Annotated in this window: 23 protein-coding genes; 12 read left to right on the top strand and 11 right to left on the bottom strand. The window is 48.5% G+C overall.

All coding sequences use genetic code 11. The features are described from left to right. Window positions 1-33: 33 nt before the first annotated feature. From PN498_RS11220 to PN498_RS11210, 3 genes are all read right to left on the bottom strand, one after another. Window positions 34-912: a YihY/virulence factor BrkB family protein gene (locus PN498_RS11220; RefSeq protein WP_272062850.1), complete on the bottom strand. Its 879-nt coding sequence runs from the start codon at window positions 910-912 to the stop codon at window positions 34-36. A gap of 51 nt (window positions 913-963) precedes the next feature. Continuing rightward, a complete protein-coding gene (locus PN498_RS11215) occupies window positions 964-1497 on the bottom strand; it encodes a DUF421 domain-containing protein (protein WP_272062849.1) in 534 nt (177 codons plus the stop codon). Window positions 1498-2288: 791 nt separating this feature from the next. Then, a complete protein-coding gene (locus tag PN498_RS11210; protein WP_272062848.1) occupies window positions 2289-2459 on the bottom strand; it encodes a hypothetical protein in 171 nt (56 codons plus the stop codon). Window positions 2460-2618: 159 nt separating this feature from the next. On the opposite strand from PN498_RS11210, the gene PN498_RS11205 reads away from it, so the two are divergent. From PN498_RS11205 to PN498_RS11190, 4 genes are all read left to right on the top strand, one after another. Then, a complete protein-coding gene (locus PN498_RS11205) occupies window positions 2619-3779 on the top strand; it encodes a baeRF7 domain-containing protein (protein WP_272062847.1) in 1161 nt (386 codons plus the stop codon). 682 nt (window positions 3780-4461) lie between these two features. Continuing rightward, a complete protein-coding gene (locus PN498_RS11200; RefSeq protein ID WP_272062846.1) occupies window positions 4462-6225 on the top strand; it encodes an alpha-glucosidase in 1764 nt (587 codons plus the stop codon). Between the two features lie 95 nt (window positions 6226-6320). After that, a complete protein-coding gene (locus tag PN498_RS11195) occupies window positions 6321-7973 on the top strand; it encodes an alpha-glucosidase family protein (protein WP_272062845.1) in 1653 nt (550 codons plus the stop codon). 48 nt (window positions 7974-8021) lie between these two features. Continuing rightward, window positions 8022-9314 carry a hypothetical protein gene (locus PN498_RS11190; protein ID WP_272062844.1) on the top strand — a complete coding sequence of 431 codons (1293 nt, stop codon included), beginning with the start codon at window positions 8022-8024 and terminating at the stop codon, window positions 9312-9314. Window positions 9315-9456: 142 nt separating this feature from the next. Here PN498_RS11190 and recQ read toward each other — a convergent pair whose 3' ends face one another. Both recQ and PN498_RS11180 read right to left on the bottom strand, forming a co-directional pair. Beyond that, window positions 9457-11691 (bottom strand): DNA helicase RecQ, encoded by a 2235-nt coding sequence (recQ, locus tag PN498_RS11185; protein ID WP_272062843.1) that lies wholly within the window; start codon window positions 11689-11691, stop codon window positions 9457-9459. A gap of 167 nt (window positions 11692-11858) precedes the next feature. Next, a complete protein-coding gene (locus PN498_RS11180) occupies window positions 11859-12266 on the bottom strand; it encodes a tetratricopeptide repeat protein (protein ID WP_272062842.1) in 408 nt (135 codons plus the stop codon). A 600-nt stretch (window positions 12267-12866) separates the two neighbouring features. On the opposite strand from PN498_RS11180, the gene PN498_RS11175 reads away from it, so the two are divergent. The 3 genes from PN498_RS11175 to PN498_RS11165 all read left to right on the top strand — a co-directional run bounded on the left by PN498_RS11175 (window position 12867) and on the right by PN498_RS11165 (window position 15326). Then, window positions 12867-13223 carry a hypothetical protein gene (locus PN498_RS11175; RefSeq protein WP_272062841.1) on the top strand — a complete coding sequence of 119 codons (357 nt, stop codon included), beginning with the start codon at window positions 12867-12869 and terminating at the stop codon, window positions 13221-13223. A 91-nt stretch (window positions 13224-13314) separates the two neighbouring features. Next, entirely contained in the window at window positions 13315-14829 is a 1515-nt protein-coding gene (gene ycf46 / locus PN498_RS11170) for a stress-responsive protein Ycf46 (RefSeq protein WP_272062979.1), read from the top strand. Window positions 14830-14975: 146 nt separating this feature from the next. Then, window positions 14976-15326, top strand: a complete 351-nt coding sequence (locus tag PN498_RS11165) for a DUF1257 domain-containing protein (RefSeq protein WP_272062840.1) — start codon at window positions 14976-14978, stop codon at window positions 15324-15326. 221 nt (window positions 15327-15547) lie between these two features. Here the strand turns inward: PN498_RS11165 and PN498_RS11160 are convergent, their stop codons facing one another. After that, window positions 15548-15889, bottom strand: coding sequence for a hypothetical protein (locus PN498_RS11160; RefSeq protein WP_272062839.1), 342 nt, complete (start codon window positions 15887-15889; stop codon window positions 15548-15550). A gap of 261 nt (window positions 15890-16150) precedes the next feature. Between PN498_RS11160 and PN498_RS11155 the strand changes: the two genes are divergently transcribed. The 4 genes from PN498_RS11155 to PN498_RS11140 all read left to right on the top strand — a co-directional run bounded on the left by PN498_RS11155 (window position 16151) and on the right by PN498_RS11140 (window position 20040). Next, the gene (locus PN498_RS11155) at window positions 16151-16924 is read left to right on the top strand and encodes an ADP-ribosylglycohydrolase family protein (protein WP_272062978.1); all 774 of its coding nucleotides are present in this window, start codon (window positions 16151-16153) and stop codon (window positions 16922-16924) included. Between the two features lie 24 nt (window positions 16925-16948). Further along, window positions 16949-17989, top strand: a complete 1041-nt coding sequence (locus PN498_RS11150; RefSeq protein ID WP_272062838.1) for an isochorismatase — start codon at window positions 16949-16951, stop codon at window positions 17987-17989. Between the two features lie 147 nt (window positions 17990-18136). After that, window positions 18137-19507: an FAD-binding oxidoreductase gene (locus tag PN498_RS11145; RefSeq protein WP_272062837.1), complete on the top strand. Its 1371-nt coding sequence runs from the start codon at window positions 18137-18139 to the stop codon at window positions 19505-19507. 86 nt (window positions 19508-19593) lie between these two features. Then, entirely contained in the window at window positions 19594-20040 is a 447-nt protein-coding gene (locus PN498_RS11140) for a hypothetical protein (RefSeq protein WP_272062836.1), read from the top strand. Window positions 20041-20051: 11 nt separating this feature from the next. On the opposite strand, the gene PN498_RS11135 is transcribed toward PN498_RS11140, so the two are convergent. Beyond that, window positions 20052-21017, bottom strand: a complete 966-nt coding sequence (locus PN498_RS11135) for a trypsin-like serine peptidase (protein ID WP_272062835.1) — start codon at window positions 21015-21017, stop codon at window positions 20052-20054. Between the two features lie 135 nt (window positions 21018-21152). Between PN498_RS11135 and PN498_RS11130 the strand changes: the two genes are divergently transcribed. Continuing rightward, window positions 21153-21686: a hypothetical protein gene (locus PN498_RS11130; RefSeq protein ID WP_272062834.1), complete on the top strand. Its 534-nt coding sequence runs from the start codon at window positions 21153-21155 to the stop codon at window positions 21684-21686. Between the two features lie 245 nt (window positions 21687-21931). On the opposite strand, the gene PN498_RS11125 is transcribed toward PN498_RS11130, so the two are convergent. From PN498_RS11125 to PN498_RS11110, 4 genes are all read right to left on the bottom strand, one after another. Further along, window positions 21932-22297 carry a DUF2200 domain-containing protein gene (locus PN498_RS11125; protein ID WP_272062833.1) on the bottom strand — a complete coding sequence of 122 codons (366 nt, stop codon included), beginning with the start codon at window positions 22295-22297 and terminating at the stop codon, window positions 21932-21934. Between the two features lie 157 nt (window positions 22298-22454). Continuing rightward, entirely contained in the window at window positions 22455-22901 is a 447-nt protein-coding gene (locus PN498_RS11120; RefSeq protein WP_272062832.1) for a hypothetical protein, read from the bottom strand. Between the two features lie 30 nt (window positions 22902-22931). Then, complete coding sequence (locus PN498_RS11115) at window positions 22932-23447, bottom strand: DUF6232 family protein (protein ID WP_272062831.1); 516 nt, start codon at window positions 23445-23447, stop codon at window positions 22932-22934. Window positions 23448-24277: 830 nt separating this feature from the next. Further along, the coding region (locus PN498_RS11110; RefSeq protein ID WP_272062830.1) for a hypothetical protein at window positions 24278-24495 on the bottom strand (218 nt) is incomplete at its 5' end.

Here is a 24495-nt window from a genome sequence, read left to right as displayed (position 1 = left end):
TAATAAATTGCTGGTAAAAAATCACCAAGAGATCTACTCTCGGACGGCATACTGGTTAGGAATAATCTGAGACCCAAAGCGGCGGGCATACACCTGAGTCAACTCTGCACCAAAGAACAATATTTGGGCTGAATAAAAGACCCAAACCATCAAGACAATGACTGATCCTGCAGCGCCGTAAGCAGAACTGACGCCGCTGTTGCCTAAATACAGTCCGATGGCGAATTTTCCTATAGAAAATAAGAGTGATGTCACAATACCGCCGAACCAGACGTCCCCCCAGCCAATCTTCACGTCGGGCATGAACTTGAAAATCATGGCAAAGAGAAGCGTCGTGATACCAAAGGAAACGACAAAATTCAAAAGCTGAGTCAGAGAGTCTAGCCCTGGCGCGACACCTTGAAAATAGTTGGAAAACCCACTGATGACTGAGCTGATGACTAAGGACACTAGCAGAACGAAACCAATGCCTAGAATCATTCCTAAGGAGAGTAGCCGTTTGTGAATAAAGCCCATCACCCCCATGTCAGGGCGCGATTCCACGTTCCAAACGGTGTTGAGTGCTGCTTGAAGCTGGGCCAGCACACCAGTGGCTCCTACAATCAGCAATCCAATACTGATGGCGGATGCTATCCAGCCTGAGTTGCCTCCGGGACGATTGGCGTTGTCCAGCACGGTACGAAGCAGATCGGCACCGTCGCCTCCAATTACAGACTGAATTTGCCCCATAAGCTGCTCACGAACTGTAGCGCTATCAAAAAACAGGCCTGCGATCGCAATCAATAGAATTAAAAGTGGTGCAATGGAGAACAGGGTGTAATAGGCTAAAGCCGCAGCTAGCCGGGCCGCATTGTCATTATTCCACTCTTGAAAAGCTTCCTTTAATAGTCGCCAAACCTGTTTTGGACTCATTACGCCGCTCCTATTCAATGTCAATGCGTCTGTGGAAAGAACTTGAGAAAACTAGCGAATATTCAGCCTGGCGTTGCGAAAACCGCTAACGTCCGCCAATGCAGAATCGCTCTTTTCATCATTAGTTTCTTTGATGACGCTGAAAGTGCCATCTGTCTCCAGTACGACTGCGGCCACTGTTTCGAGGGCTGATATCCCCTTCGAGCGAACAGCAGCCCGAATCTCTCCTTGGGTTACTCGTTCTTTTTGCAAAGCCTCTTCTTGAAATTCGCCCTGGAACAGCAACAAGGTCGGTTCACCTTTGATGAGCTGGCGAATGAGCTGCGATCGCACCGATAACCAGGTCAGAAAAAATTGCCAAATAACTAATAGCCCCAACCCCAAAGATCCCTGCGCGAGTGTCGTTTGCTTGGACATCAAGGTCGTTGCCAGGACGGACCCAAAGGCAACTGTGACGACAAAGTCAAAAGCGTTCCATTTAGATAAAGTCCGCTTACCAGAAATTCGCAGCAGCAGAATGAGTATTAGGTAAGCCAAACTGCCAACGATTAGCGTATGTGGCAAGGCACTCAGATCGTCAAACATACTCCTTTACGCCTTTTTCTTCAAAATCACTACAGTCCTTAGCTTCCGGTCTTAACACTACAGTGGGATTAACAGCGCAGGAGAGAAAGGCATTGCCTGAAAAATACTGACAGCTAATGCAGCGCAAGCCTGAATTACTTTCCATCATTGTTTGGATCCCTTTGTTGCGGTTGGAGATCCTGGCCTGTCTGATCCGCCGTCTTATCCTCTGGACTCTCCGGCAGAGCAAAAAGCTAACGCTTAGAGATACCAGAAACACGGTTGCAAACGCTATCCCATCACGGGCTTGAAGCGTGATAGGACTATCGGAACGGCCTGTTTGGGATGAATGGGTCTGAGTTTGAGCAACCAAAGAGATCGATTGAAATCCCTCATACTGACTGAATGCTTCGGACTTAGAAGACGGGATGGTGTGAAAAGCCATACTCTCTAGCTCACAAACGTTGGGGAGGGTGTAAATTCGAATAGATCTCTAATGGACGAGCACTAGATAAGCCGTCGCCAGTTCCGTTAGGACAAAGCGGCAGGCCATCCGGCGACATGCTAAGCACTCGGATGCAGGAGTGCACAAGCCTAGAGGGCTAAAGCGACAAACACGAAAGCTGTCTTTTGAAACCCTAAACGTTCCTATCCGAAAGTGACAACGCCTAAAGGAGGTTTTCAATAAAAAAGCCCGGTGACAGGAAACATCAACCGAGGCTTGCAAGTTACTTAACCAATAGTTGAATGGAGCTAAATTCTGAAGGAACAGAATTGATGTCTAGTCGAATAAGCGCGATCGCAGAACCGCTCTATTCATCAGCCTCTTCCATATCCTCTTCAAGATCTTCATCGAGTTCTTCACCCTCTACTTCCTCAATGGGCTCAGTCTCGTCAACTGCCTCTGGCTCTGCCGTACCACAGGCAACACCAAACAGAGAGAGACCCAGAAAGGCTAGAACAAGCCAACGGGTAGGTTTCATAACTGTAACCCTCAAAAAAGACATGAGTGACAGCCTACAAGTTTCTTCTGGATAGCGTCTCTATCTAACGATGTAAACAAACAATCCACCTGGCAGAAGCAACCTGCTTTTCCCTTTCGCTATTCTGCCTTTGAATAGCGGACAGTAAAAAAGAGGACTATGAAATTTCTATCTTGGTCAGATTTTCAATCATTGAGTCAGTCTGCGAGCGACTCCTCAGTATCTATTTATTTACCGACCCACGTTGCAGGTTCTGAGATTCAACAAGATCCTATTCGGTTAAAAAATTTACTCAAGCTAGCAGAAGACAAGCTTCTTAGTCGAGGCATGGATCAGCGTGATGTTGACAAAACACTTCACGACGCATTTGCACTGTTAGAGGACGATCGCTTCTGGCGTCATCAAAACAAAGGGCTAGCTCTGTTTCTGTCCCCTGATAGCACTGAAATGTATCGTCTTCCGTTGGAATTTGAATCTTCGGTTCAAGTCTCAAATCGATTCTACTTGAAGCCTCTGCTGCCACTGTTTTTCAACAATCGTTACTTCTATCTTTTGGCACTGAGTCAGAATCAAGTCCGCTTTTTTCAAGCCACTCAGCATCAAATTAGCGAGCTGCCACTCAACGACACGCCGGAGAGTATGGCAGAAGCTTTGAAATATGATGATCCTGAAGAGCAGCTACAGTATCACAGCGGATCGGGTAGTGGCGAACAGCCTACTTATCATGGACAAGGGGTAGGGACCACAGACGATAAGACTGAAATTCGACGCTTTCTAAATCAAGTAGATAAGGGTTTGCACAGTTACCTGAATACTGAAGATGCACCGTTAGTGATCGCATCTGTTGAATTTTTGCAGCCTATCTATCGCGAAGTGAGTAGCTATTCCAACATTATTGAAGAGGGCGTTTATGGCAATCCCGATGCGGCTAAGCCTGATGAACTCCGAGAAGCGGCGTGGCCCAAAGTCGCTAAGCTGGTAGAACAATCCTATGAGGATGCACTGGGTCAATATGAGGAAATGCAGGGAACCAGACAAGCGAGCGATCGCTTGTCCGAAGTGATTGCGGCTGCTTGTCGAGGCCAAGTAGATACCTTATTCGTGGCTGCCAATGCTCATGCTTGGGGAAAAGCGGATACCTTTGCCGGTGATGTTGAAACCCATGATGAACCTCAATCCGAAGACCATGATCTGTTAGACATTGCAGCTGTTCAAACGGCTATGCAAGGGGGCAAGGTTTACATCTTAGACGAAGAGTCTATGCCTGACAGCTCGAAGGCAGCAGCAATTTTCCGATACGAACTCCCGGCGGGGGTCTGACCTTTAGAGAGAATGCAGCGTGTTTGTAACCATTGTTCAGCTTGAAAACTGATGCTAGGGACTGTCATCATTTGGCGCCTAAATGTTTTGTTGGAGCAGGTTACAGCTTTTAGCTAATGAATCGAGAACGGGTGCAGCAAGGCTTGTGCAACAAGACTTCTAGAATTAATTGATGATGCGCTCTAAGGGAGGACTAACACGAATAAGCCACTAGGCTGCTATGGCTAGCACTAGATGAACAATACTGACTTTGCCGGTGCAGATTCTGTATAAGTCCTCCGGGTTCTGGTGTTCTAAGCGAAGTTTTTCTAGCTAATTCAATCTCATCAAAGTTAAGGGATAGCCTAATTCGCTATCCCTTTTTTATGTAAATTAGTGTTGAGATTTCCTTGAAATAAGTCTTTTAGTCTCCCTTTAGAAAGAGTTAATTTTTCAATATTTAAGTCACTATGTAAGAACATTCTTTCAAGTATTCAACGAAATTTTTCTTGAGAACTTCAATTTAACCTCTGAATCTTGAAGGGATTCAGCGTGAGGAAGCGGGGCTTTTTGACGCCTTCTCACTTTGTTTTTGTTCATTTGAAATAAAAACTTATTAGCTTTTCATTGCAGTCGAATGTTCTTCACTGTGAATAGCTATTGCTTTTTGTATTTGGACAACCTTTATTTTGGATAAGTTGATATGCAGACCGTCGAATGGTGGCAAAACGCCGTTATTTATCAAATCGTACCCTGGAGCTTTTTAGACACTGATGGCGATGGCCGAGGCAACTTGGATGGCATCATTGATAAGCTCGATTACATTGCAGCATTGGGCGTTGATGCTATTTGGCTGACTCCCATTTATGAGTCGCCTATGGACGATTTGGGGTATGACATTACCGATATGCTGGACATTGATCCGGTGATTGGTGACCTCAATGTTTTTGACAAGCTAGTCAAGTTAACCCATGCACGGGGACTCAAGCTCGTTGTCGATCAGGTTTGGGGTCACACCAGCGATCGCCACTTCTGGTTTCTTGAAAGCCGCAGCAGCCGCGATAACGACAAAGCTGACTGGTATGTTTGGGCAGATCCTAAAGCTGACGGTTCACCTCCCAATAATTGGTTGTCTGCGTTTAATGGTGATACTGCTTGGGCTTGGGAACCCCAACGGGAACAGTATTACCTATTCCATTTCTTGAAAAGCCAGCCTAAGTTGAACTGGGAAAACCCTGATGTTTTGGACGCAATTTTAGAGCGGGCTGAGTTTTGGCTAGATCAGGGAGTCGATGGTTTCCGAATCGATGCCCCCAACTTCTTTCTTCACGATCCAGAGTTACGGGATGAACCCATGCGTCCAGAGGGTTCGCCATGGCCCGATGGCATTGATCCCAAAAATCCAATGGCGAAGCAGATCTTTCAAAACAGTTTCTGTCGCCCAGAGTCGATTGAAGCACTCAGACCGATTCGCAAGCTGGTTGATCGATATCCTGGGACAGTCACACTTGCCGAGGTGACACTTTGCGAAGATTCCATCATCCTTTCTAGCGAATATGTCAAGGGTACTCACTATGCTCACCTGGCCTATAACAGTGCTTTGCTGGTTGATCAGCCTATTAGTGCCAAGCTGATGAAGGATACCCTGACCAGGGTCCAGAGGTACTTTGCTAATGGCGGTAACTGCTGGATGGTCGGCAATCACGATTATGGTCGGCTGCGATCGCGCTGGGCAGGTCATGATCAAGACGGCAATCCCTATCCTGAAACGTTTTATCACCAAGCTGCTGCCATGCTGGTTGCGATGCCCGGTGCTCTCTGTCTCTATCAGGGAGATGAATTAGGCTTAAGCGAAGCCCGCATTCCTGAGGATATTCCTGTTGATCAGATCCAGGATCCTTTCGGCAAGGCGCTGTATCCCGATGTGCCGGGTCGTGATGGTTCGCGCACGCCAATGCCTTGGCAGTCTGCCGCTCCCGGAGTGGGGTTCTCTAGCCGGGAAGACACATGGTTGCCCGTTCCTGAATCCCACCGCAGTCGTGCCGTTGATGTTCAGACTGAAGATCCAGGTTCGCTATTAAACACTTGGCGACGATTGCTGCACTGGCGCAAGAATCAGCCTGCTTTGATGCAGGGTAGCTGTCGCATTTTGGATATAGAAGATTCCATTTTTGGTTTCATTCGCGAAACTCAGCAGCAGCGTCTTCTGTGTTTGTTTAATCTGAGTCCTGAAACGGCCTACTTCAACCTAGATGAGAGCATGCTGCCTGGTGTAGACGCAGTGGGGGCAGGTCTCTTGGCTAAACGCAATGGCAATATGTTGCGGTTACGGGGCTATGGCTATTATTTCGGAAATCTACAGCCACAATCGCAGCCTGCTAACAGTAGTTCGGCTAAAGATACCTTGGCTGATGAAGATGTATCGGAGTCTGAATCTGCTTTTGTTAAAGAAGAAATATCGCTGTAGCCGACTACCCATCAGGTTATTTTCGGCGTGTGGCGATATGCTTAGGGCATAATTTTGTCCTAGTATTGCTGACGCGATCGCTATCCTTATTGTTTATGCCCACGCCGAAAACTTGGTGGCGTAGTGCCGTCATCTACCAGATTTATCCCCGCAGTTTTGCTGATAGTAACAACGATGGTATCGGTGATCTGCCTGGCATTTTGCAGAAACTACGCTACGTTGCCGACTTAGGGGTCGATGCTGTTTGGATTTCGCCCTTTTTCAAATCTCCGATGAAGGATTTTGGATACGACATTGCTGATTATCGAGCAGTCGATCCTATTTTTGGAACACTTGATGATTTCAAAGCTGTCCTCTCGGCAGCTCACGATTATCACCTCAAAGTCCTGATCGATCAGGTTTGGAACCATACCTCAAATGAGCATCCTTGGTTTTTAGAAAGCCGCGAGAGTCGCAATAATCTAAGGTCAGATTGGTATGTCTGGGCCGATCCTCAACCGGATGGCTCTCCACCCAACAACTGGCTCTCCACCTTTGGCGGTAGCGCTTGGACATGGGAACCGCGTCGTCAGCAATATTACCTACATAACTTTCTAACAGAACAGCCTGACCTGAATTGGTATAACCCTGCTGTTGTCGAAGCCATCTTAAACACTGCCCGCTTTTGGTTAGACCTGGGCGTGGATGGTTTCCGGCTAGATGTAGTCAACTTCTTCGCCCACGATCGCCAACTTCGCGACAATCCTTTGCGATCTGGTGACAAACCGCGTCCGGCAGGTGCGTCTCCTCAAGACCCTTTTTTCAATCAGGTCAACCTCTATAATCTCTGCCGGCCCGAAACGCTGTCATTTTTACCGATGATTCGCCAACTGACAGATAGCTATGGCGCAACCACCCTAGCGGAGATCAGCAGCGCGGAAGATACCCTTGCAGCGTCTAGTGAATACGTCAACGGAGCGAACCGTTTGCATACCGCCTACAATTCGTCCTTGATGACTGACGAGCCATTGACGGCGCAGCGCTTGAATCAACTGATTCATCAGGTAGAAGAGCTGTTTCAAGCCGGTATCATTTGCTGGACAGCTGGAACCCACGATTTTCCTCGCTTGAAAAGTCGCTGGAGCAAATACCAGCCCGATAACGTTTTTCTACAAAGCGCTTTTGATCGAATGTTCATTGCGCTAATTATTACCCTGCGAGGAAATTGCTGTATCTATCAGGGCGAAGAACTTGGGCTGACTCAGGCCGATGTGCCTTACGAAAAGATGCAGGATCCGTTTGGTATTCAGGGCTATCCTCACGTTCTGGGTCGCGATGGTTCCCGGACACCGATGCCGTGGATATCCAGCGCCACCCAGGTGGGCTTTACGACGGCACCTGAGCCTTGGCTGCCCATCCCTGAGGATCATCGATCGCTATCGGTAGATCTTCAAGAGGCGGATGAGACTTCGCTTTTACATCACTATCGACAGCTAATTCGCTGGCGCAAGCAGCAGCCTGCTTTGCAAGATGGGAAGCTCCATTTGCTGACCCTGTCAGATGAGCGACTGGTTGGCTTTATCCGCGAATGTGACGAACAAAAGCTGCTCTGTATTTTCAATATCAGCCCTGAAACGGTTTATGAGGACCTATCTGCCTTTCCCAATCGTCATATCACAGGGTATGAGGTATTCAGCGATCGCACGTATCACAATAAACTCGAATTACCGTCGTTTGGCGTTTATTTTGCCAACTTAAACGGGAATTAGCCGTGCTTTCGCTGACTACTCTCTTTCAAATTTGATAGGAGTCACCGGATGCCCTTTAAAGGACTGCTTAGAAATGTTGGTCTTCTTTCGATAACGTTTGCGCTGGTAGGACTCAGTGCATGGTTTCTACCGAGTCAGGCTCAGCTACCAGAGGTCGCGACCCCTCCTAATGAGACTCCTGCGGAGCGAGTGAATGCTTATCTGGCTGATGCCCGTGTAGAAGAGGGAGCCATTGCCCTAGCGATTGAATTAGCTGTTGATTCTCAAAATGATGATTTGCGCTTTGCCACAGGCTTTTTACAGTTCACGAATGCGGTTGAAAATCTGGGGCAGTCCTGGTACGAATATGGCCTACGATCGCAAAGCGGTCTCAACCAATTTCTCCCCTTTCTACGAATCCCAATCCCACAGAATCTTGATCCTACTCCCCTAAGTAATCAGCAATTCCGACAAATTCTAGAGCAGTTTATCGAAGATGTTTCGCTAGCTGAGGAAACCTTATCGGCAATAACTAACGATACGGCTCAGTTAGGCATCTATCTAGGACGTGCCTACTTCGACTTTGACACAGACGGTGAAAAATCTCCTGATGAATCGCTCTGGCGAATTTATAGCGGTATAACTAGGCAGACCGAGATTACAGAGGAGCAGGCTGCTGATTTCTTGATTAATTTAGACGCAGGGGATGTGCGGTGGTTAAGAGGCTACTGTCATCTGATGACAGCCGTTCTCGATTTTTATCTGGCGCATGACGATTCGAGGTTGTTTGAACGGGTTGCTCACCTATTTTTTGTAAATCCTGAGCTGCCCTATGAGTTTTTAGTAAATCCCAATGCTCAAGAGGTGCAGTTCGATAGCTTCCTAGACGCGATCGCGCTCATTCACCTCATCAATTTTCCTGTCATCGACAGTCAGCGCACGGAATCTGCCCGCGATCATCTGCTACAAGTGATTGACCTCAGTCGTCAAACCTGGGATTTTTATCTACAGGAAACTGACGATGACCATGAGTGGATTCCTAACCCCAATCAGACGGGTGTCATCCCCGGCGTAGAGGTGACTCAAGAAATGGTCGATCAGTGGATCGCCTTTTTGGATGAGGCTGATTCCATCTTGGCTGGTGACCTCTTGCTACCGTTCTGGCGCGGCAGCGAACCCGTCGGCGTAAATCTGCGGCGCGTGCTGGTGGAGCCGCAAACATTCGACATCGTACTTTGGTTTCAAGGCACGGCTGCGGATCCCTACTTGGAAACCGGAAACATCACCGATCCTGACTTTTGGTGGAGGCTATTTGACGCCTTTAACGGACAGTTTGTCTCTTTTGCCCTTTGGTTCAACTAGGCCAATGTCATTAAGGAACGGGAACTTATTTAAGTATCAACTTTGAGCTTTGGATTCGCCGATGACTCAATCATTCAAAACTCAAAAGTGAGAACTTAAAATTCATTCCTAAGGGGAGAGATGAAGATAGGACGAGATGAATTTACCCTTCTGTCTTTTGTCCTTTTTCTTGAAGCGTCTCAGTGTGCTGCGATCGCTCCCGTCGAAGCAGCCCTCGAACGAGCCGAATGTCGTCGTAGGAATAGGCTTCGCCTAGACGATTGTAAGCACCGCTGAGCCATCCGCCGTCCGTGGCTTCTAGCGCCTCCCGGATGGGGCCTTGTTTTTCAAAGGGCACTAAATCATCCAAGTTGATGGCTGCTCCTGCTTCAATTAACGCTGCAATATGGCCTACGATAGTGGTTCGCCGCAGGTTCCGAAGATCAGCAATCTCATCGACAGAGTGCCCTTCCTGATAAAGTTTGAGGGTCATAGCCCGTGTGGTGTTGATGGTCGGAGACGATGAGTCCGACGAACTTCGCTGAGTGCCAAAACTAGATGTATTGCCTTCAATATCGTTTTCTTCGCAGAAGGCATTAATCTCATGGACAAAAGCCTGACCATATTGCTCCAGTTTGCGGCTACCCACACCGGAAATTCGACCAAAGCGGGAGAGCGATCGCGGCATATTTTGGGCCATCTGTCGCAAAGTGCTTTCGGTGAAGACAATGTAAGGGGGCACACCTTGATGATCGGCCAGCCGCTTGCGAAGTGTCCTCAGCTTGGCCAAGAGGCCCGTTTCGACAGCTGAACCCATGGCTCCCTCAGTTCCAGGCTTGTTCAACTCATCGGGGACTGCAACCTGAACCGAAAGCTGCTTGCGAAGGACCTGCCAGCTCGCTGCATTCAGCTTCAGGACGGGAAAGCCATCCGTCGTCTCATCCACAAGTCCTTGGTGCAGCAGAGAACGACCTAAGAGCTTCCAAGCCTCGGTACTGCGCTCTTTGCCAATGCCGTATGTCGATAACTGATCATGTCTGAGTTCGCGGATACGCTTTTTCTGAGAGCCTCGCAAGACGTCAATGATGTGAACCATGCCAAATCGTTCTCGACAGCGAGCCACACAGGACAGAAACTTTTGGGCTTCAATAGTCCAATCTTCTAACGGTTTGGGATGACAACAGTTATCGCAGCGATCGCACTGACCAGGAAAGGTTTCACCAAAATAACTGAGCTGGATTTGCCGCCGACAGACCGTGCTTTCTGCATAGTCCAAGACTTGACGCAGCTGCTGACGGGCAATGTTTTGCTCTTGCTCCTGTTGTTTTTGGTCGATGATGAAGTTGATGAGAGATACGTCGCCATAGCTAAAGTAAACGATGCAGCGGGCAGGTTCTCCATCACGGCCAGCTCGCCCTGATTCCTGATAGTAGCTTTCTAAAGTGCGTGGCAAATCGTAGTGGGCCACTAAGCGCACGTCAGGTTTATTGATGCCCATACCAAAGGCGATCGTTGCGACAATGACTTGCACATCGTCTCGAATGAAGCGGTTCTGATTGGTTGTTCGTGTCTCATCAGATAGTCCAGCATGGTAGGGTAGCGCCGCAATGCCATCCAGCTGTAATCGGCCTGCTAGTTCTTCAACCCGTTTTCGGCTAATGCAGTAAACAATAGTGGCTCCTGAGGCGTCCTTGATTTGCCCGAGGAGATGAGCGTAAGCATTTCGGTCTTTGGGTAAGACTTCGTAATAAAGGTTTTGACGATTGAAGCTAGCAACAAACGTATCGGGGTCGGTGAGCTGTAGCTGCTGACAAATGTCTTGGCGCACACGAGCCGTTGCGGTTGCCGTCAGCGCCATCATCGGCACATTGGGGAACGTACTTCTAAGACGATGCAGCTGACGATATTCAGGTCGAAAATCATGTCCCCATTCGGAAACGCAATGCGCTTCGTCGATCGCGAATCCTGAAATGCCGATGCGTAGCTGGAGCTGCGTTAAGAACGGCCAGAACCCTTCACTTAATAATCGCTCTGGGGCTATGTAGAGTAATCTTGTCTCCCCCTTTAAAAGGCTCTGTTCCCGCGATCGCAGTTCCGCTAAATTCAAACTGCTGTTCAAAAAAGTGGCGGCAATGCCATTGTTTCGCAAAGCGTCTACCTGATCTTGCATCAGCGCAATCAGAGGAGACACGACGACCATGACGCCTAACTTTAGTAAAGATGGCAGTTGATAGCAGAGCGATTTACCTCCCCCGGTCGGCATAACCACCAGGCTATCTCGGCGGCGCAAAAATCCCTCAATAATGGCCCGTTGTTCCAGCCGAAACTGGTCGTAGCCGAAAAAGTGTTTAAGAGCCGATTCTAAAGATGGAAATTGAGTAGATGCGGCTAGTGTCATGAAATATCTATGGCAAGTATTTTTCTAAGCTGATTTGCGCAAAACATTTTGGGCAATTTCAAGCCGAAACAATTAAAGCATTGATAGTCGCTACCTCACGCTAAGCAACGTATCTCAACGCTTCACTACGACTGATATTCATGCAGCTAACATACCATCTTTGAGTACTACTGTACCCATGAACGCAGCAATCTATTGTTTCTGACGTGCTTAACCAACGACCTCAAAAACTGAAATCGGTCAGAGCCGGCATTAATTGTTGGGGGCGGACCATCCAAACGTTCAGGCTTGGGAGGACAATCCTCTAAACGCGCGCGCTCTAATGCCTTGCTATAGCAGGCATAAGCATCTTTATGACGCCCCAAACGGTGAAAGGCAACGCCTTTGAATAACCATGCCTGAGCATGATTGGGGGTAAAGGTGAGAGCGCGATCGCAAACTTGCAGCGCCTCTTCACTCCGACTCAAATGAATCAAGCAAACGGCTTGATTCACTAGATTATCTGAATTGTGAGCTGACTGAGGCGCTTGGCTGAGGCAATCAAGCGCTGCCTCATAGTGGCCTTGATCGAGCAAACTTGAAACCTCTTCAGAGTAAGAAGCCGATTGACATTTCGAAAGAGAAGAATCTGCAATCATCCTGGAGACTAAATCAATATGTTTTTGGGGAGCTGAACACACAAAAAGCAAGATTCCCAGATAGATAGCCAGAAACAGCAATGTCTTAGATTGAGGGTTAAACCCCGCCTAGATCAAGAACATTCACACCAAAATCTGGAGAACCATGGACCCTGACGAGGACTTACATTCTATCGACTGAAAATCAACCCATTCGCTGACATCACTATCACTGGGTTGACTATCCAAACTTTTTAGATGCATCCTCCTACCTAAATGCTCTTACAAAGAGCTGGTATGACATTGGAATGACTATCAAAACTTAATCATGAGATTACGTTTGTTTGCAGAATAATACCCCAGAACAAGAAAACTCCTGATACTGACAAAAGCAGGAATCATTCCTGAATTTGTTAGGCACTTTAGCTCGCTCTTACCATCACCATTGTTACGCAATGTAAAGAAAATGCCGTCATGACAGCTTGACAGCTTGACAGTTTGGGAAGAGAGCCGTTAACTTGTCATCCATAACCCGGGTCAAACAACGTAGAACGCAACATGGAAGACCAGCAAAAGGTTACGAAAGTCACTCTCTACTTCCCTCAGGATTTGCACCGACAGCTGAAGATTCGCTCTGCCGTTGAAGGCGAGCCAATGTCTGCACTAGCTGAGCGTGCCCTCCAGTTTTATTTGTCTCATTCCGAGGTGGTTGAGGACTATTCGACTCACGGGAGTACGTATAGAACGTATAGCTGCCCCAGTTGCTCTGAAGCCGTTGTGATGAGAGATGGTGAGCTTGTGTCCGTTAAGGAAGTTGCTTCATCCTCTGCCTCCTCGGATGAGCTTTGTGTTGATATGCAAGAGGTTGTTTCTGAAGGATCTCGTCCCGAAGAGGGACAGTTGGTCCACTGCTAGTCCGCAATTAGCTGATTAGCATTCTCATAATTGTTTTTGTGATCGCAGAGCGCCTCAATTTGAGGCAGATGTTATGCCAGGAGTGGTATTTATGCGAGAGGATCTCAACATACTCATACAGGCGCAGTATCCCCTGGTTTATCTGGTGACCTTCGAGGAGGAGCGTGCTGAACAGGCGATATCGAGTGTTGCTCAGCGTCTCAAACCTCAAAGACGGCTTTACACCTGGACGATGACTCACGGCATTGTTGAGTACGGCCAGCCTAAAAATGTGACTCAGCATAACAGTACAGTTTCTCCGGAAGCTGCAATCGAGTGGGTGATTCGGCAGCGGGAGCCAGGAATTTATGTCTTCAAGGATCTGCATCCCTTCAAAGACTCCCCAGCAGTAACACGGTGTTTGAGAGATGCGATCGCGGGATTCAAAGACGCTCAAAAAGCAATCATCCTGATGTCACCTATTCAGGAGATTCCTGTGGAGCTGGAGAAAGAGGTGGTTGTTCTGGACTTTCCGCCTCCAACGATGGGTGAGCTGAACCAGGTTCTTAGCGGCGAATTGGATGTTGCTCGTAGTAATCGCATCACAACGGACACTCGTGAGAAGCTTCTGAAAGCGGCTTTGGGCCTAACACGAGACGAAGCTGAGAAGGTTTACCGTAAGGCAAGAGTCACTGCTGGCAAACTGACCGAAAGCGAAGTTGATATTGTTCTCACTGAGAAAAAGCAGCTCATTCGCCGTAATGGCATCCTTGAGTTTATGGAAGTCGATGAAACCATCGACTCTGTAGGCGGTCTTGAAGAGTTGAAGCACTGGCTAACCCAACGCTCTAACGCTTTCACTGAAAGGGCTAGAGAGTACGGACTGCCTCAACCCAAAGGGATGTTGATTCTGGGGGTTCCTGGATGCGGCAAGTCACTCATTGCTAAAACAACGTCTCGCTTGTGGGGTTTACCACTCCTAAGATTAGACCTTGGTCGAGTTTACGATGGCTCTACGGTTGGTCGCTCCGAAGCAAACTTGCGGAATGCTCTTCGCACAGCCGAGTCTATCTCTCCTGCCATTCTTTTCATTGACGAAATTGATAAAGCTTTTGCCGGAAGTTCAGGGTCGTCTGACTCTGATGGTGGAACTTCCAGCCGTATCTTTGGTACGTTTCTCACCTGGATGCAGGAGAAGACGTCTCCAGTGTTCGTAATGGCTACGGCAAACCGAGTAGAGCGTTTGCCAGGTGAATTTCTTAGAAAAGGCCGTTTTGACGAAATATTCTTCGTTGATCTGCCTAATGAGGAAGAACGCAAGGCGATTTTCCAGATCCATCTTCAGAAGCGTCGTCGTGATATTGAACGCTTTGACCTAGATCAGCTTGTTAAAGTTTGCGATGGGTTCTCTGGTGCAGAAATTGAGCAAGGCATCATCTCAGCAATGTATGAAGCCTTTGCTCAGGACCGAGAGTTTACCCAACTCGACATTATTGCTGCAATACGATCAACTATGCCCCTGTCCAAGACGATGAACGAACAGGTGACGGCCCTGCGCGATTGGGCACGTCAGCGGGCACGTCCTGCAGCAGCCTCCGTCGCTGAATATCAGCGAATGGAGTTCTAAAGGCTTTTTCTCTGAACCACTCAGGGAAAAGGGCTAGCAATTTCGCTAGCAGTTCACACCGAAGGTTGATAAGGGATCCATCCCTGTCCGTCTTCTCTCTCTTAAACCTCGTTGTCTCTCTCAAGTTCTCTTCAGGAGGAAACACCATGTCTCATTTCAGCACCTTACGTACGAAAGTGACCGATGCTGCAATTCTTAAGCAGTCTTTGTGTGACCTAGGCATCTCGGTTAAGACCGAAGCTGATGTCCGTGGTTACAACGGTCAGCGCGTTCGTGCGGACCTAGTTGCTGTTCTCGAAGGCGAATACGATCTAGGCTGGTCTCGCAATGCTGATGGCAGCTTCGACCTAATCGCTGACCTCTGGGGTGTTGCTAAGAAGCACAACCAGACTGAGTTGATCAACTCTATCAACCAGAAGTACGCAGTTAATAAGACCTTGGCTGAAGTCAAGCGTCCTGGCTTGCAGAACGCTAACGTCAAGTTGGTACTTCAGTAGGTCCAATTGCGTTCCCAGATTCTTTGGGCTGGCCCGTAGCGGGTCAGCCCTTTTTGTTTGCCCGCTTTTAGCCCAAAGCAGGCTTGACTAGGGGGTACATGGGATTTACGTATGCCTCCCTTGTACCCCCTAATTCTGAGGAATGTTGAGTCCGACTTCCTTATATTTAAATCGAGTCCAAATTGAATTGCGTCAGTCTTGAAATGCTCAATTCCTGAGCGTCAAGGGAGTTGCTCGGCGGCGTCTGTGCTGAGGGGGACGAGAGCGCCTTGGGGGGTGAGGCCGAGCAGCATGGTCTCGCCCGGAGCGATCGCCTGCCCTGTAATCATGCATCGCTCTGCTCGTTCTGCCGTTGCGGGAATCGTAGCGCGAATTTCTTGGCTGCTGACCGTTCCGCTACTGCTGCCAGACTGTTGTTCCACGTAAGCCCAAAGTATTTCCCGGATTAAAGCTTGATAACCACGGCTGCCAGCAATGGCCTTCAAGCTATCCTTCAGATCCTTTTCCAAACGGATACTGGTAACTTCCATATCAGTTGTGGATGTACGGGAAATAGTGGGCATGGGTGTGGACACCTCCTGTAATCAGCAGTTCGTCATCAAACTACTCCATAGTTTAATGATTTTTGTAATACAAGTGTAGTATTCCCAGAATAAAGTAACACTGTCCGGAGGTAGGAAGCCAAAAGACGTAATTTGCGCTGTCGTTTGATGGAGCCGGACACAATTCCATAAAACGCTGTATAGAATTGCCGCTGAATGGTACCCATCCTGAAGATCCGTCTGCAAAATAGAGAAAACAGACCCTTCAGGAGCTAGGTGATTATGCTGGGCGCGATCGCAGGCGACATGATCGGCTCTGTCTATGAGTTCAACAATCGCCGCACTAAAGACTTTCCCCTTTTTATTAAGGACACGACGTTTACCGATGACACCATTTTGTCTGTTGCCGTTGCTGATGTATTGATGAACGACGGCAATTATGCTCAAGCCTTTAAGGATTACTACTGGCGATACCCTAATCCTGCGGGCAGCTATGGAGCACGTTTTCACCAGTGGGCTGCTTCGCCAAGCTTGAAGCCTTACAACAGTTGGGGTAATGGTTCCGCCATGCGAGTCAGTCCAGTAGGTTTCGCTCTAAACACCTTGGACAGTGTTTTAGATGAGGCTGCAAAAACGGCAGTAGTAACCCATAATCATCCAGAAGGTGTCAAAGGGGCGCAGGCGACAGCTGCCGCAATTTTTTGGGCCCGGACAGGCAACAGCAAAGACACGCTCCGAGTCAGGTTGACTGAGACCTTTGGCTATGATTTGGACCGCACTGTAGACGAGATTCGCCCAGATTATGCGTTCAATGAGTCCTGTCAGGGAACAGTACCTGAAGCGATCATCGCGTTTCTAGACTCTACCGATTTCGAAGATGCCATTCGTAATGCGGTTTCCCTAGGCGGAGACTCGGATACGCTGACCTGTATCACAGGGGGCATTGCCCATGCGTTTTATGAAAAAGTGCCTGAGGATATTCGTCAGCAGGTTCTGGTACGCCTAGATGACCCGCTGCGACAGGTTACTGAGACATTTTGCGATCGCTACTGTTAGAGCCATTTAATTAACCACTGACCGATGACGACTCCAATTCAAACGCCAATCCCTGCGTTCCTTGATGAGCAGAAAGTTGACCAAGTTTATCGCGTACCTTATCAAGAGCGAGCTACAGAAGCCCATGTTTGGGCTGAGCAACAGGGGATTAGAGCAGCTAGTCAAGACGATTTTCGAATCTGTCTTTTATTAATTGATGTTCAAAATACCTTTTGTCTGCCGGAATTTGAGTTGTTTGTGGGTGGACGCTCTGGCATGGGAGCTGTTGAGGATAATCAGCGACTTTGTCGATTCATTTACGAAAATTTAGGTGTGATTACCGCGATCGCACCAACGATGGACACCCATACGGCGGCCCAAATCTTTCATCCCCTCTTCTGGATTGATGCCAATGGCAAGGCCCCTGCTCCAATGACGATGATTGGCTATGAAGATGTCGTCGAAGGCAAATGGCGAGTCAATCCAGAAATGGCTCCTTATATGGCTGCTGACGATATTCAACAGTTTGCTCTGCATTACACCCGGCGTTTGACTCAAGACAGTAAATATCCCCTTACGATTTGGCCTTATCATTCGATGTTGGGCGGCATTGGCCATGCCTTGGTATCAGCGATTGAAGAAGCTTGCTTTGTTCACTCCATCGCTCGGAACAACCCAACGCAGTATGAAATCAAAGGGAGCAACCCACTGACTGAAAATTATTCTGTCCTCAGTCCAGAAGTATTGGAGGATAGCCAAGGGAGTGCGATCGCCCAGAAAAACCAGGCGTTCACCGACAAGTTACTGTCCTATGATGCGGTGATTGTGGCCGGGCAGGCAAAAAGTCACTGCGTTGCCTGGTCGGTTGATGATCTGCTGGCTGAGATTACCTTGCGTGACTCTAAACTTGCCGAGAAGGTCTATCTTCTAGAGGACTGCACCTCTCCTGTTGTCGTCCCTGATGTTGTCGATTTTACAGATGCTGCCAATGAAGCTTACCAGCGCTTTGCGGATGCCGGGATGCACCGAGTAACCACACAGACGCCCCTGCGGGACTGGCCTGGTATGTCGGTCAGTGAATCCTGAAAACTAGACGCTTCTGAACCGACTTGACTGTTAACCATCCCGTAAGGGCGCTCCTTTGAGCACTGCGATTGGAAGTGTGCAACACTACGACAGATCCTTTCACAAGACAGCACTTTTGAAGTCTGCTACTCACCATTCTGAAACGACATGACTATGACGGCTGCTCCGAACATTGACTGGGATACCTTTGTGACCGTGTTGGGCGATATCGACGTAGTGCGCGATCGCGCTCAAGTCGAAAAGCTCTCCAAAGATTACTACTACTTCAGCCCTATTTTGCAAGCCCAGCTAGCCGACAAGACTGCTGACTTGGTGGTGAGACCCACGTCTGAAGCTGAAGTCCTGACGGTTGCAAGAGCATGTGTCGCGGCGAAAGTGCCCCTCACGGTTAGAGGTGCAGGCACAGGCAATTATGGGCAGTGCATTCCCCTAGCCGGAGGCATCATTCTTGATCTGAGTCGGCTAAACGCGGTGAAGTGGGTTCGTCCGGGGACGGCCTGCGTTCAGGCAGGGGCCAAGCTGGCAGCGATTGACAAGGTGACTCGTCCTCAGGGTTGGGAAATTCGCATGTATCCCTCGACCTATCGCACAGCGACGATTGGTGGCTTTATTGGCGGGGGCAGTGGGGGCATTGGATCGATTACTTATGGACAGCTGCGCGATCGCGGCAACCTTACCGCCGTCCGAGTTGTCACATTAGAAGATGAACCCCGCATTATCGAACTGCGCGGCGATGATGTTCAACAAGTCAACCACGCCTATGGCACCAATGGCATTATCACCGAACTCGAAATTCCCTTAGGTCCGGCCTATCCCTGGGCTGAAGTTATCGTTACTTTTGATGATTTCATGACCGCTGCACGGTTCGGTCAGGCTTTGGGAGAAGCCGATGGTTTGATTAAAAAACTCATCAGCGTCCACGCTGCCCCTATCCCCAGCTACTTTATGGGACTGAAATCCTACCTGCCGGAGGGCTGTCATGCCGCTCTGCTAATGGTAGCTGAGCCATCTATGGAGCTATTCGAAGCTTTGGTGAGTGAATTGGGGGGAACCATCACTTATCACAAATCAGCTGAAGAAACTGGAAAGAAGACGCTCTTAGCGGAATTCACTTGGAACCACACCACGCTGCATGCCCGCAATGTCGATCCCTCACTAACCTATTTACAGACGCTGTTTCCCTATGACCCCCAGCTGAAGCTAGTGCAGCACATGTATGAGCATTTTGGGGATGAGGTGATGATGCACCTAGAGTATTTCCGCGTGGGTGGCGCTGTCATTCCAGCCGCTTTACAGCTTGTCCGTTTTTCAACCCCAGAGCGGCTGCAAGCGATTATTCGCTACCATGAGGAAAAGGGCGCTTTTATTGCTAATCCCCACACTTATATTTTGGAAGATGGCGGGCGCAAAGAAATCGATACGGTACAAGTTGCCTTCAAAGCTCAGGTTGATCCGTACGGACTACTGAATCCAGGCAAGATGCGCGGTTGGCTGGAACGCCAGGCCGCGAATGTGTAACCTTTGATCAGCGATCGCTTGGCTAAGGTGAGCTGGGTACTTTAAGCTCAAGATGGTGTGGTTGATACCTTTGTGCTAGTCAACTCATGCGGCGATTTAATTCACAGCCTCCTAGACTAAACGACCTGAGCACTCGCCTATGGCTCGGATTCGGTGCTGTTGTTGCAGCTGTCCTGTTTATTTTTCTTCTCAAGTTGCTATTGCCATGGTTAGTGGGAGGGGCTGTAGTATGGGGTCTCTGGTTTTGTTGGCAGCGGCATCTTGATTTTCAGAAGCGACTTTATATCTGTTTCTATGACCATCTAGAAATGCACCAGGGACGGATCAGTGCCTTGGACTTTGCCATGACTGCTCAAATTAGCGGTCCTCAGGCCCGTACCTTCTTGGATGCCCGCGCCAAAGATTTCTTTGCGAACTTTGAGCCCACTAACTACGGAGACGTTGTTTACACGTTTCACAGAACAACCTCCTATTCTGCGAGTTCTGCTTCTACGAGTTCTACCAAATCTCCTCCTCAGCTTCCTAAGTCCTAACATTACCGAAACTACCGAAGTGCCGCTGCTCTGGCAGCCCAGCGCGATACTGGAATGCCTCGGTTGAGCACATCGGTCTCTTCGCCCGTGGGTAGGGTGACATTTTCCAGAAGAGAAACGCTGCCGGTGTGGAGTCCCAGAATGTAGTATTCACCATCTTCAAAGAGGGCAAACATGGGTGCACCGGAGGCGCCTGGATTGGTGTCGCAAGTGTGGATGAGACTCCCTGAAAACTCTCCTTCCAACAACTCAACTAAGACGCTACAGCTGGCGCTGAGACCTGCTGTTTCCCCCGGAGCCCCAAAACTGCTGAGCATGGGGGTCGGAAAATCGGCAGAATAGCCGACTACGCTGATTTGTCCGTCCATCTCCGTCAGGGTTGTTGAATCGGTGAAATCGGTTGTCCGCCAGCCCAGATAGCCGTAGATATTGCCTAAAGGTTGGTCAAGACTGAGTAACGCCCAGTCTTCAGCAGTATTGTCTGTGTAGGGACTGGCACCGTAGTCATAGGCGACGACTTCGGCGATCGCGGGCGCTTCTCCCTGAATGACATTGGGGCGGAATGTGATGGTGTGCGTCGTTGGTTGGTCAGTTTCTGGATCAATCAAGCAATGGGCATTGGTTAGCACGAGATTAGGGCCAATCAGCGACCCCGTACAGGATCCCAGTACCTCGGAGCCGTCAGAGGCAACCCAGTCAATTCGGCCAATAGCCGACCAAGGATATTTTTGGCTGAGAACCGGCGTGCGATCATCGGTATGGACCACTGCTCTCAATGAGCCGTCGATAGGCCGCTGGGTTGAAACGACGCCCTCAGGAACATAAGCCTCACCGCCAATTTCTGAGTCTGTCAGCGCTATAGGCTCCAAAGTGACTTCTAAAGGACGCTGGGCAAATAAAGGTTTTGTAATGGCTGTGCCTGTGACCACGACTATCCCCAGGCTCAGAACGGTTGATATTGGCCGAAGACGCAACATAAGTCCACTCACTTGCTCACACAAAAAATTCGTTAATCACCCATGACGTGCCATTGCCCCACTATCTTAGAAGCAGCTGAGGACACCCCGTTTTCAGAAAAGTGTCATTATAGGCATTGATGTAAAAGCTTCGGAATGCTTTCTCGAAGAGGCATCTCGATTGAGCCAATCTGCATTAATGTTGAAGACACTATGGATGATCTGCAACAACAAATTCAAACCCTGATTCAAGACGCTCCAGATGATGGAGTCACTGGCCCCACTGTGGAAGCGATCGCGCCGGTGCTACTCACATTTGCCAGCGGTCTTAAGCATGCTCAATACTATGTTTTGCAAACACTCAATCAGAATTGGGTGATGACAACGCTGGGTAACCGCAAGCAACCCAATACTCGTAAAAATGTTCTATATGGTTTTCCAACCCTGAAAGATGCGGCCTCAGATCCCCTCACCTCTAGGGATCCCCAGATTATGGCAATTCCAACACCAGTGACGCGCATTCTATTTCAAATGCTGGCGCTGAAAAGCTTGGATAGCGTTATCTTTTTCGATACTCCCGGCAACCTAAAGCAAGGCACTGAAGTTAGGCGACAAGACTTTCAGGCGATCGTCCAGGCCCATTTGAAAGAATCTCAGGGATACATTGACCCAAATGCCAATATTGGTTGAAAAGATTTAGGCTGAGCTCATTCTGGGGAACTCAACGCAGTTCCTATGTGATGCTGGTTCAGGCGACTGCGACTTGTGTAGGGGCACTCAAACGGGGAGGACACCGCCGTGGGGCTCCAACACAATGCTAATCCAGCCCTCTAGCGACCCCAAAATTGCCTGGTGCAGCATTTTCACTCTGCCCATCAATTACCGGGCCGTGATAGGTGATTGTCCGTCCGAAAATGTTATCCACAGTTTCCGAACTAGGAAGTCCGCAAGATCTTCTCCATCTTGCGTCCCTTTGCAAGCTCATCCACCAATTTGTCCAAGTATCGGGCCTGTTGGGTCAAGGGTGTTTCTATCTCTTCTACTCGATACCCGCAGATGACACCCGTAATCAGACTGGCATTTGGGTTAATCGTTGCTTCAGCAAAGAATTGCCGAATCGTGGCGTCATTTTCAATCAGAGCTTGCAGTTTGGTCTCGCTGAATCCCGTAAGCCATGAAATTACCTGATGAAGCTCGTCAATGGTTCGACCCTTCTTCTCAACCTTCGCAACATAAAGCGGATAGACTGAAGCAAATGTCATGTTAGCGATTCGTTCATCGTGTTCATGCGTGGTCTTCATGTCTGGCTCCTCATCGCTTGTGTGACAAGCAAAATTGATTGTCGAGTCATCAGTGTGTATAACGTTCCTGGTCAGCGGCGGCCAAAAACCTTTGCGTCACCACTAAGACCTTGATAGCATCCGCTGCACCAGGGTTGTTATGCCGTGCCGCACTCAATTACTCCGACTTTATCCAGCCTTTGACAACAGCTTTACCAACATTGACATACGGATTGTCCAAAAACTCCTCAATTGCAGCTTCACCACCTGCTTGCAAGGCACCAACCACACGACGCTTAAAATTGGGGGTGGTTTCATCGTTCACATAAGCCATCTTTTCAGTTTCAGTAGCAGTCGGATTGGTTTGTTCCAATTGCTTGAGAAGACGCTGAATCTCCACTGCTGCATTGGCAAGAGTCTGCTTTTGCTCAGATTGAATAAATGTGTTGTTGTCTGAACGAGCATATTTACCTACAGCCCCAGCTTGACCAACGGTATATGTGTCTCCAGTGTTACTCATGTCTAAATCTTGACCAATTCGAGTCTGTACATTGCCATGTGAATCGCCTTGAATTATGTTTCCTGCAAAACTACTGCCACTGATATTCACAGATTTATGTTCCATATGTCGGATTGATTGGTGATTAGTACGTTTTCAAAACTTGGTGCTTTGCGAATCATCATCTGAATTGAATAAGACATCTTTAGCATTACCTTGTATGAAGTTACCTTTGACCTGGCTATTGTTAATTGAAATCTGATAAGTTGCGTCTTTCTCAGTTTCAATAAACTCATAAACTACCGAAATTACCTGCTTGAGTCCCGCCTGATCGGTTGTAACAAACAATTTCTTGTCACCAGAATTCAGGGTAAGCAGAAAGCCATAATGCTTGGGTTTAAAAAAGTTCCAAACCCCTCCTGCAATTCCTGCCAACACCAGTAGCCAACCAACCTCAATATTAAATGAATTGAGAATCAGCCCAAAAATAAAGGCAACTATAATAAGCCCCCAAGAAATTGTTCCGATATCAACTTCTCCTTCACCAAATCCAGCAATATTATGAGTTTGGTAGACGTTCCTTGAAAATCTTACCGTTCTCTTAGTAACAGTAATAACTTTGTTCTTCTCTAGTGTAATATCCTGACTACCAAATGGACTCGATGCTGCCATAGATTATATCTCCCAATAAACCCAGTGATATTTACGAACTCTGACAGATAACTTCCTGCTACATCCCAACCGAGACTTGAAGCGGCATAACTATTATTTGGACTGAAACTTTCGGTTTAAGATCCCAAACTAAGGCATTTAGGATGAAACTTTCTGCATAATTCCGGCTCTCGTGGTTTAGCCTGATGAGTTTTCGGCATAACTATTTTGTAGAGGGAAAGCTTCCACCTAAGATCCCCATACAGGTAAATAGGTGGAATGATTCAGTATAATCATCCCTCCGATTCCAGGTTGAACCTGTTCAGAGTTTATTCATCATCTCTTTTCAGACGATCTATCCAGGCAAGCAGAACCTCGTCCTGAGAAACTACTCGACTGGGTTCGGGATGCGGTTCGCTTGAGATTTCTGAGAATAAAAATACCTGGCTGTGGTGCATTACACGGCGCTAATGACACCCTACCAGGGATAACTTCTTTCCTGGAGATCTCCTACAAGCATTATTCCTACTGCACAGAGCAAACCTGCGTGCAATGGATTCGCCGCTTCACCTTGATCTTTTGGCAATTCATCCCCTACGAGGAGCGGCAGCCTGATATCAGTTGGGATTGAGCTTATAAACTAGGCTGGGCTCTCAACGATAAACGTCACAAAGCCTGCGCCATTGGACTGGACGAGTGGGTGCAGGGGTTTATGCTTCTGGCAGTACAGTGGAGTCGCTCCTGGTTACCGGATTGATCGCCTCCCCCTTTTCCTCCCAGTCCCCCGGTTTCTCATCAAGGCTCAAGCTCATGGTGCACCTTCTGATAAAAGCCGGGGGACTAAATTCTGGCTACTCGAACAGTCTGTCGCGCTGCAAGTACCGCAACACATCGCCGGGGTCTTGGCGGATCAGCACGCCGTTTTCGGGCACGTCAATCTTGGGACTCCACTCGATGCGCTCGATGCAGTTCCGCACGTGAAACAGGTCGATCGCGCTTTGAGTATCGGCTTCGGTGCCAACGAGATAGAGGCGCAGCCGCTTGTGTCGTCGCTGGGGATGAGCAGGAT

Origin of the sequence: Oscillatoria sp. CS-180 (genome assembly GCF_028330965.1) — a bacterium.
Classification (GTDB): domain Bacteria; phylum Cyanobacteriota; class Cyanobacteriia; order Phormidesmidales; family Phormidesmidaceae; genus Halomicronema.
This window is presented reverse-complemented; position numbering and strand designations above follow the sequence as displayed.

Excerpts from the sequence above, each read along its gene's own strand:
- PN498_RS11140 (WP_272062836.1), top strand. The coding sequence starts at position 19,594 with ATGCGGCGATTTAATTCACAGCCTCCTAGACTAAACGACCTGAGCACT.
- PN498_RS11135 (WP_272062835.1), bottom strand. The coding sequence starts at position 21,017 with ATGTTGCGTCTTCGGCCAATATCAACCGTTCTGAGCCTGGGGATAGTC.
- PN498_RS11130 (WP_272062834.1), top strand. The coding sequence starts at position 21,153 with ATGCTTTCTCGAAGAGGCATCTCGATTGAGCCAATCTGCATTAATGTT.
- PN498_RS11205 (WP_272062847.1), top strand. The coding sequence starts at position 2,619 with ATGAAATTTCTATCTTGGTCAGATTTTCAATCATTGAGTCAGTCTGCG.
- PN498_RS11195 (WP_272062845.1), top strand. The coding sequence starts at position 6,321 with ATGCCCACGCCGAAAACTTGGTGGCGTAGTGCCGTCATCTACCAGATT.
- PN498_RS11210 (WP_272062848.1), bottom strand. The coding sequence starts at position 2,459 with ATGAAACCTACCCGTTGGCTTGTTCTAGCCTTTCTGGGTCTCTCTCTG.
- PN498_RS11115 (WP_272062831.1), bottom strand. The coding sequence starts at position 23,447 with ATGGCAGCATCGAGTCCATTTGGTAGTCAGGATATTACACTAGAGAAG.
- ycf46 (WP_272062979.1), top strand. The coding sequence starts at position 13,315 with ATGCGAGAGGATCTCAACATACTCATACAGGCGCAGTATCCCCTGGTT.
- PN498_RS11215 (WP_272062849.1), bottom strand. The coding sequence starts at position 1,497 with ATGTTTGACGATCTGAGTGCCTTGCCACATACGCTAATCGTTGGCAGT.
- PN498_RS11155 (WP_272062978.1), top strand. The coding sequence starts at position 16,151 with ATGCTGGGCGCGATCGCAGGCGACATGATCGGCTCTGTCTATGAGTTC.
- PN498_RS11160 (WP_272062839.1), bottom strand. The coding sequence starts at position 15,889 with ATGCCCACTATTTCCCGTACATCCACAACTGATATGGAAGTTACCAGT.
- PN498_RS11165 (WP_272062840.1), top strand. The coding sequence starts at position 14,976 with ATGTCTCATTTCAGCACCTTACGTACGAAAGTGACCGATGCTGCAATT.
- PN498_RS11175 (WP_272062841.1), top strand. The coding sequence starts at position 12,867 with ATGGAAGACCAGCAAAAGGTTACGAAAGTCACTCTCTACTTCCCTCAG.
- PN498_RS11145 (WP_272062837.1), top strand. The coding sequence starts at position 18,137 with ATGACTATGACGGCTGCTCCGAACATTGACTGGGATACCTTTGTGACC.
- PN498_RS11200 (WP_272062846.1), top strand. The coding sequence starts at position 4,462 with ATGCAGACCGTCGAATGGTGGCAAAACGCCGTTATTTATCAAATCGTA.
- PN498_RS11120 (WP_272062832.1), bottom strand. The coding sequence starts at position 22,901 with ATGGAACATAAATCTGTGAATATCAGTGGCAGTAGTTTTGCAGGAAAC.
- PN498_RS11150 (WP_272062838.1), top strand. The coding sequence starts at position 16,949 with ATGACGACTCCAATTCAAACGCCAATCCCTGCGTTCCTTGATGAGCAG.
- recQ (WP_272062843.1), bottom strand. The coding sequence starts at position 11,691 with ATGACACTAGCCGCATCTACTCAATTTCCATCTTTAGAATCGGCTCTT.
- PN498_RS11190 (WP_272062844.1), top strand. The coding sequence starts at position 8,022 with ATGCCCTTTAAAGGACTGCTTAGAAATGTTGGTCTTCTTTCGATAACG.
- PN498_RS11125 (WP_272062833.1), bottom strand. The coding sequence starts at position 22,297 with ATGAAGACCACGCATGAACACGATGAACGAATCGCTAACATGACATTT.
- PN498_RS11220 (WP_272062850.1), bottom strand. The coding sequence starts at position 912 with ATGAGTCCAAAACAGGTTTGGCGACTATTAAAGGAAGCTTTTCAAGAG.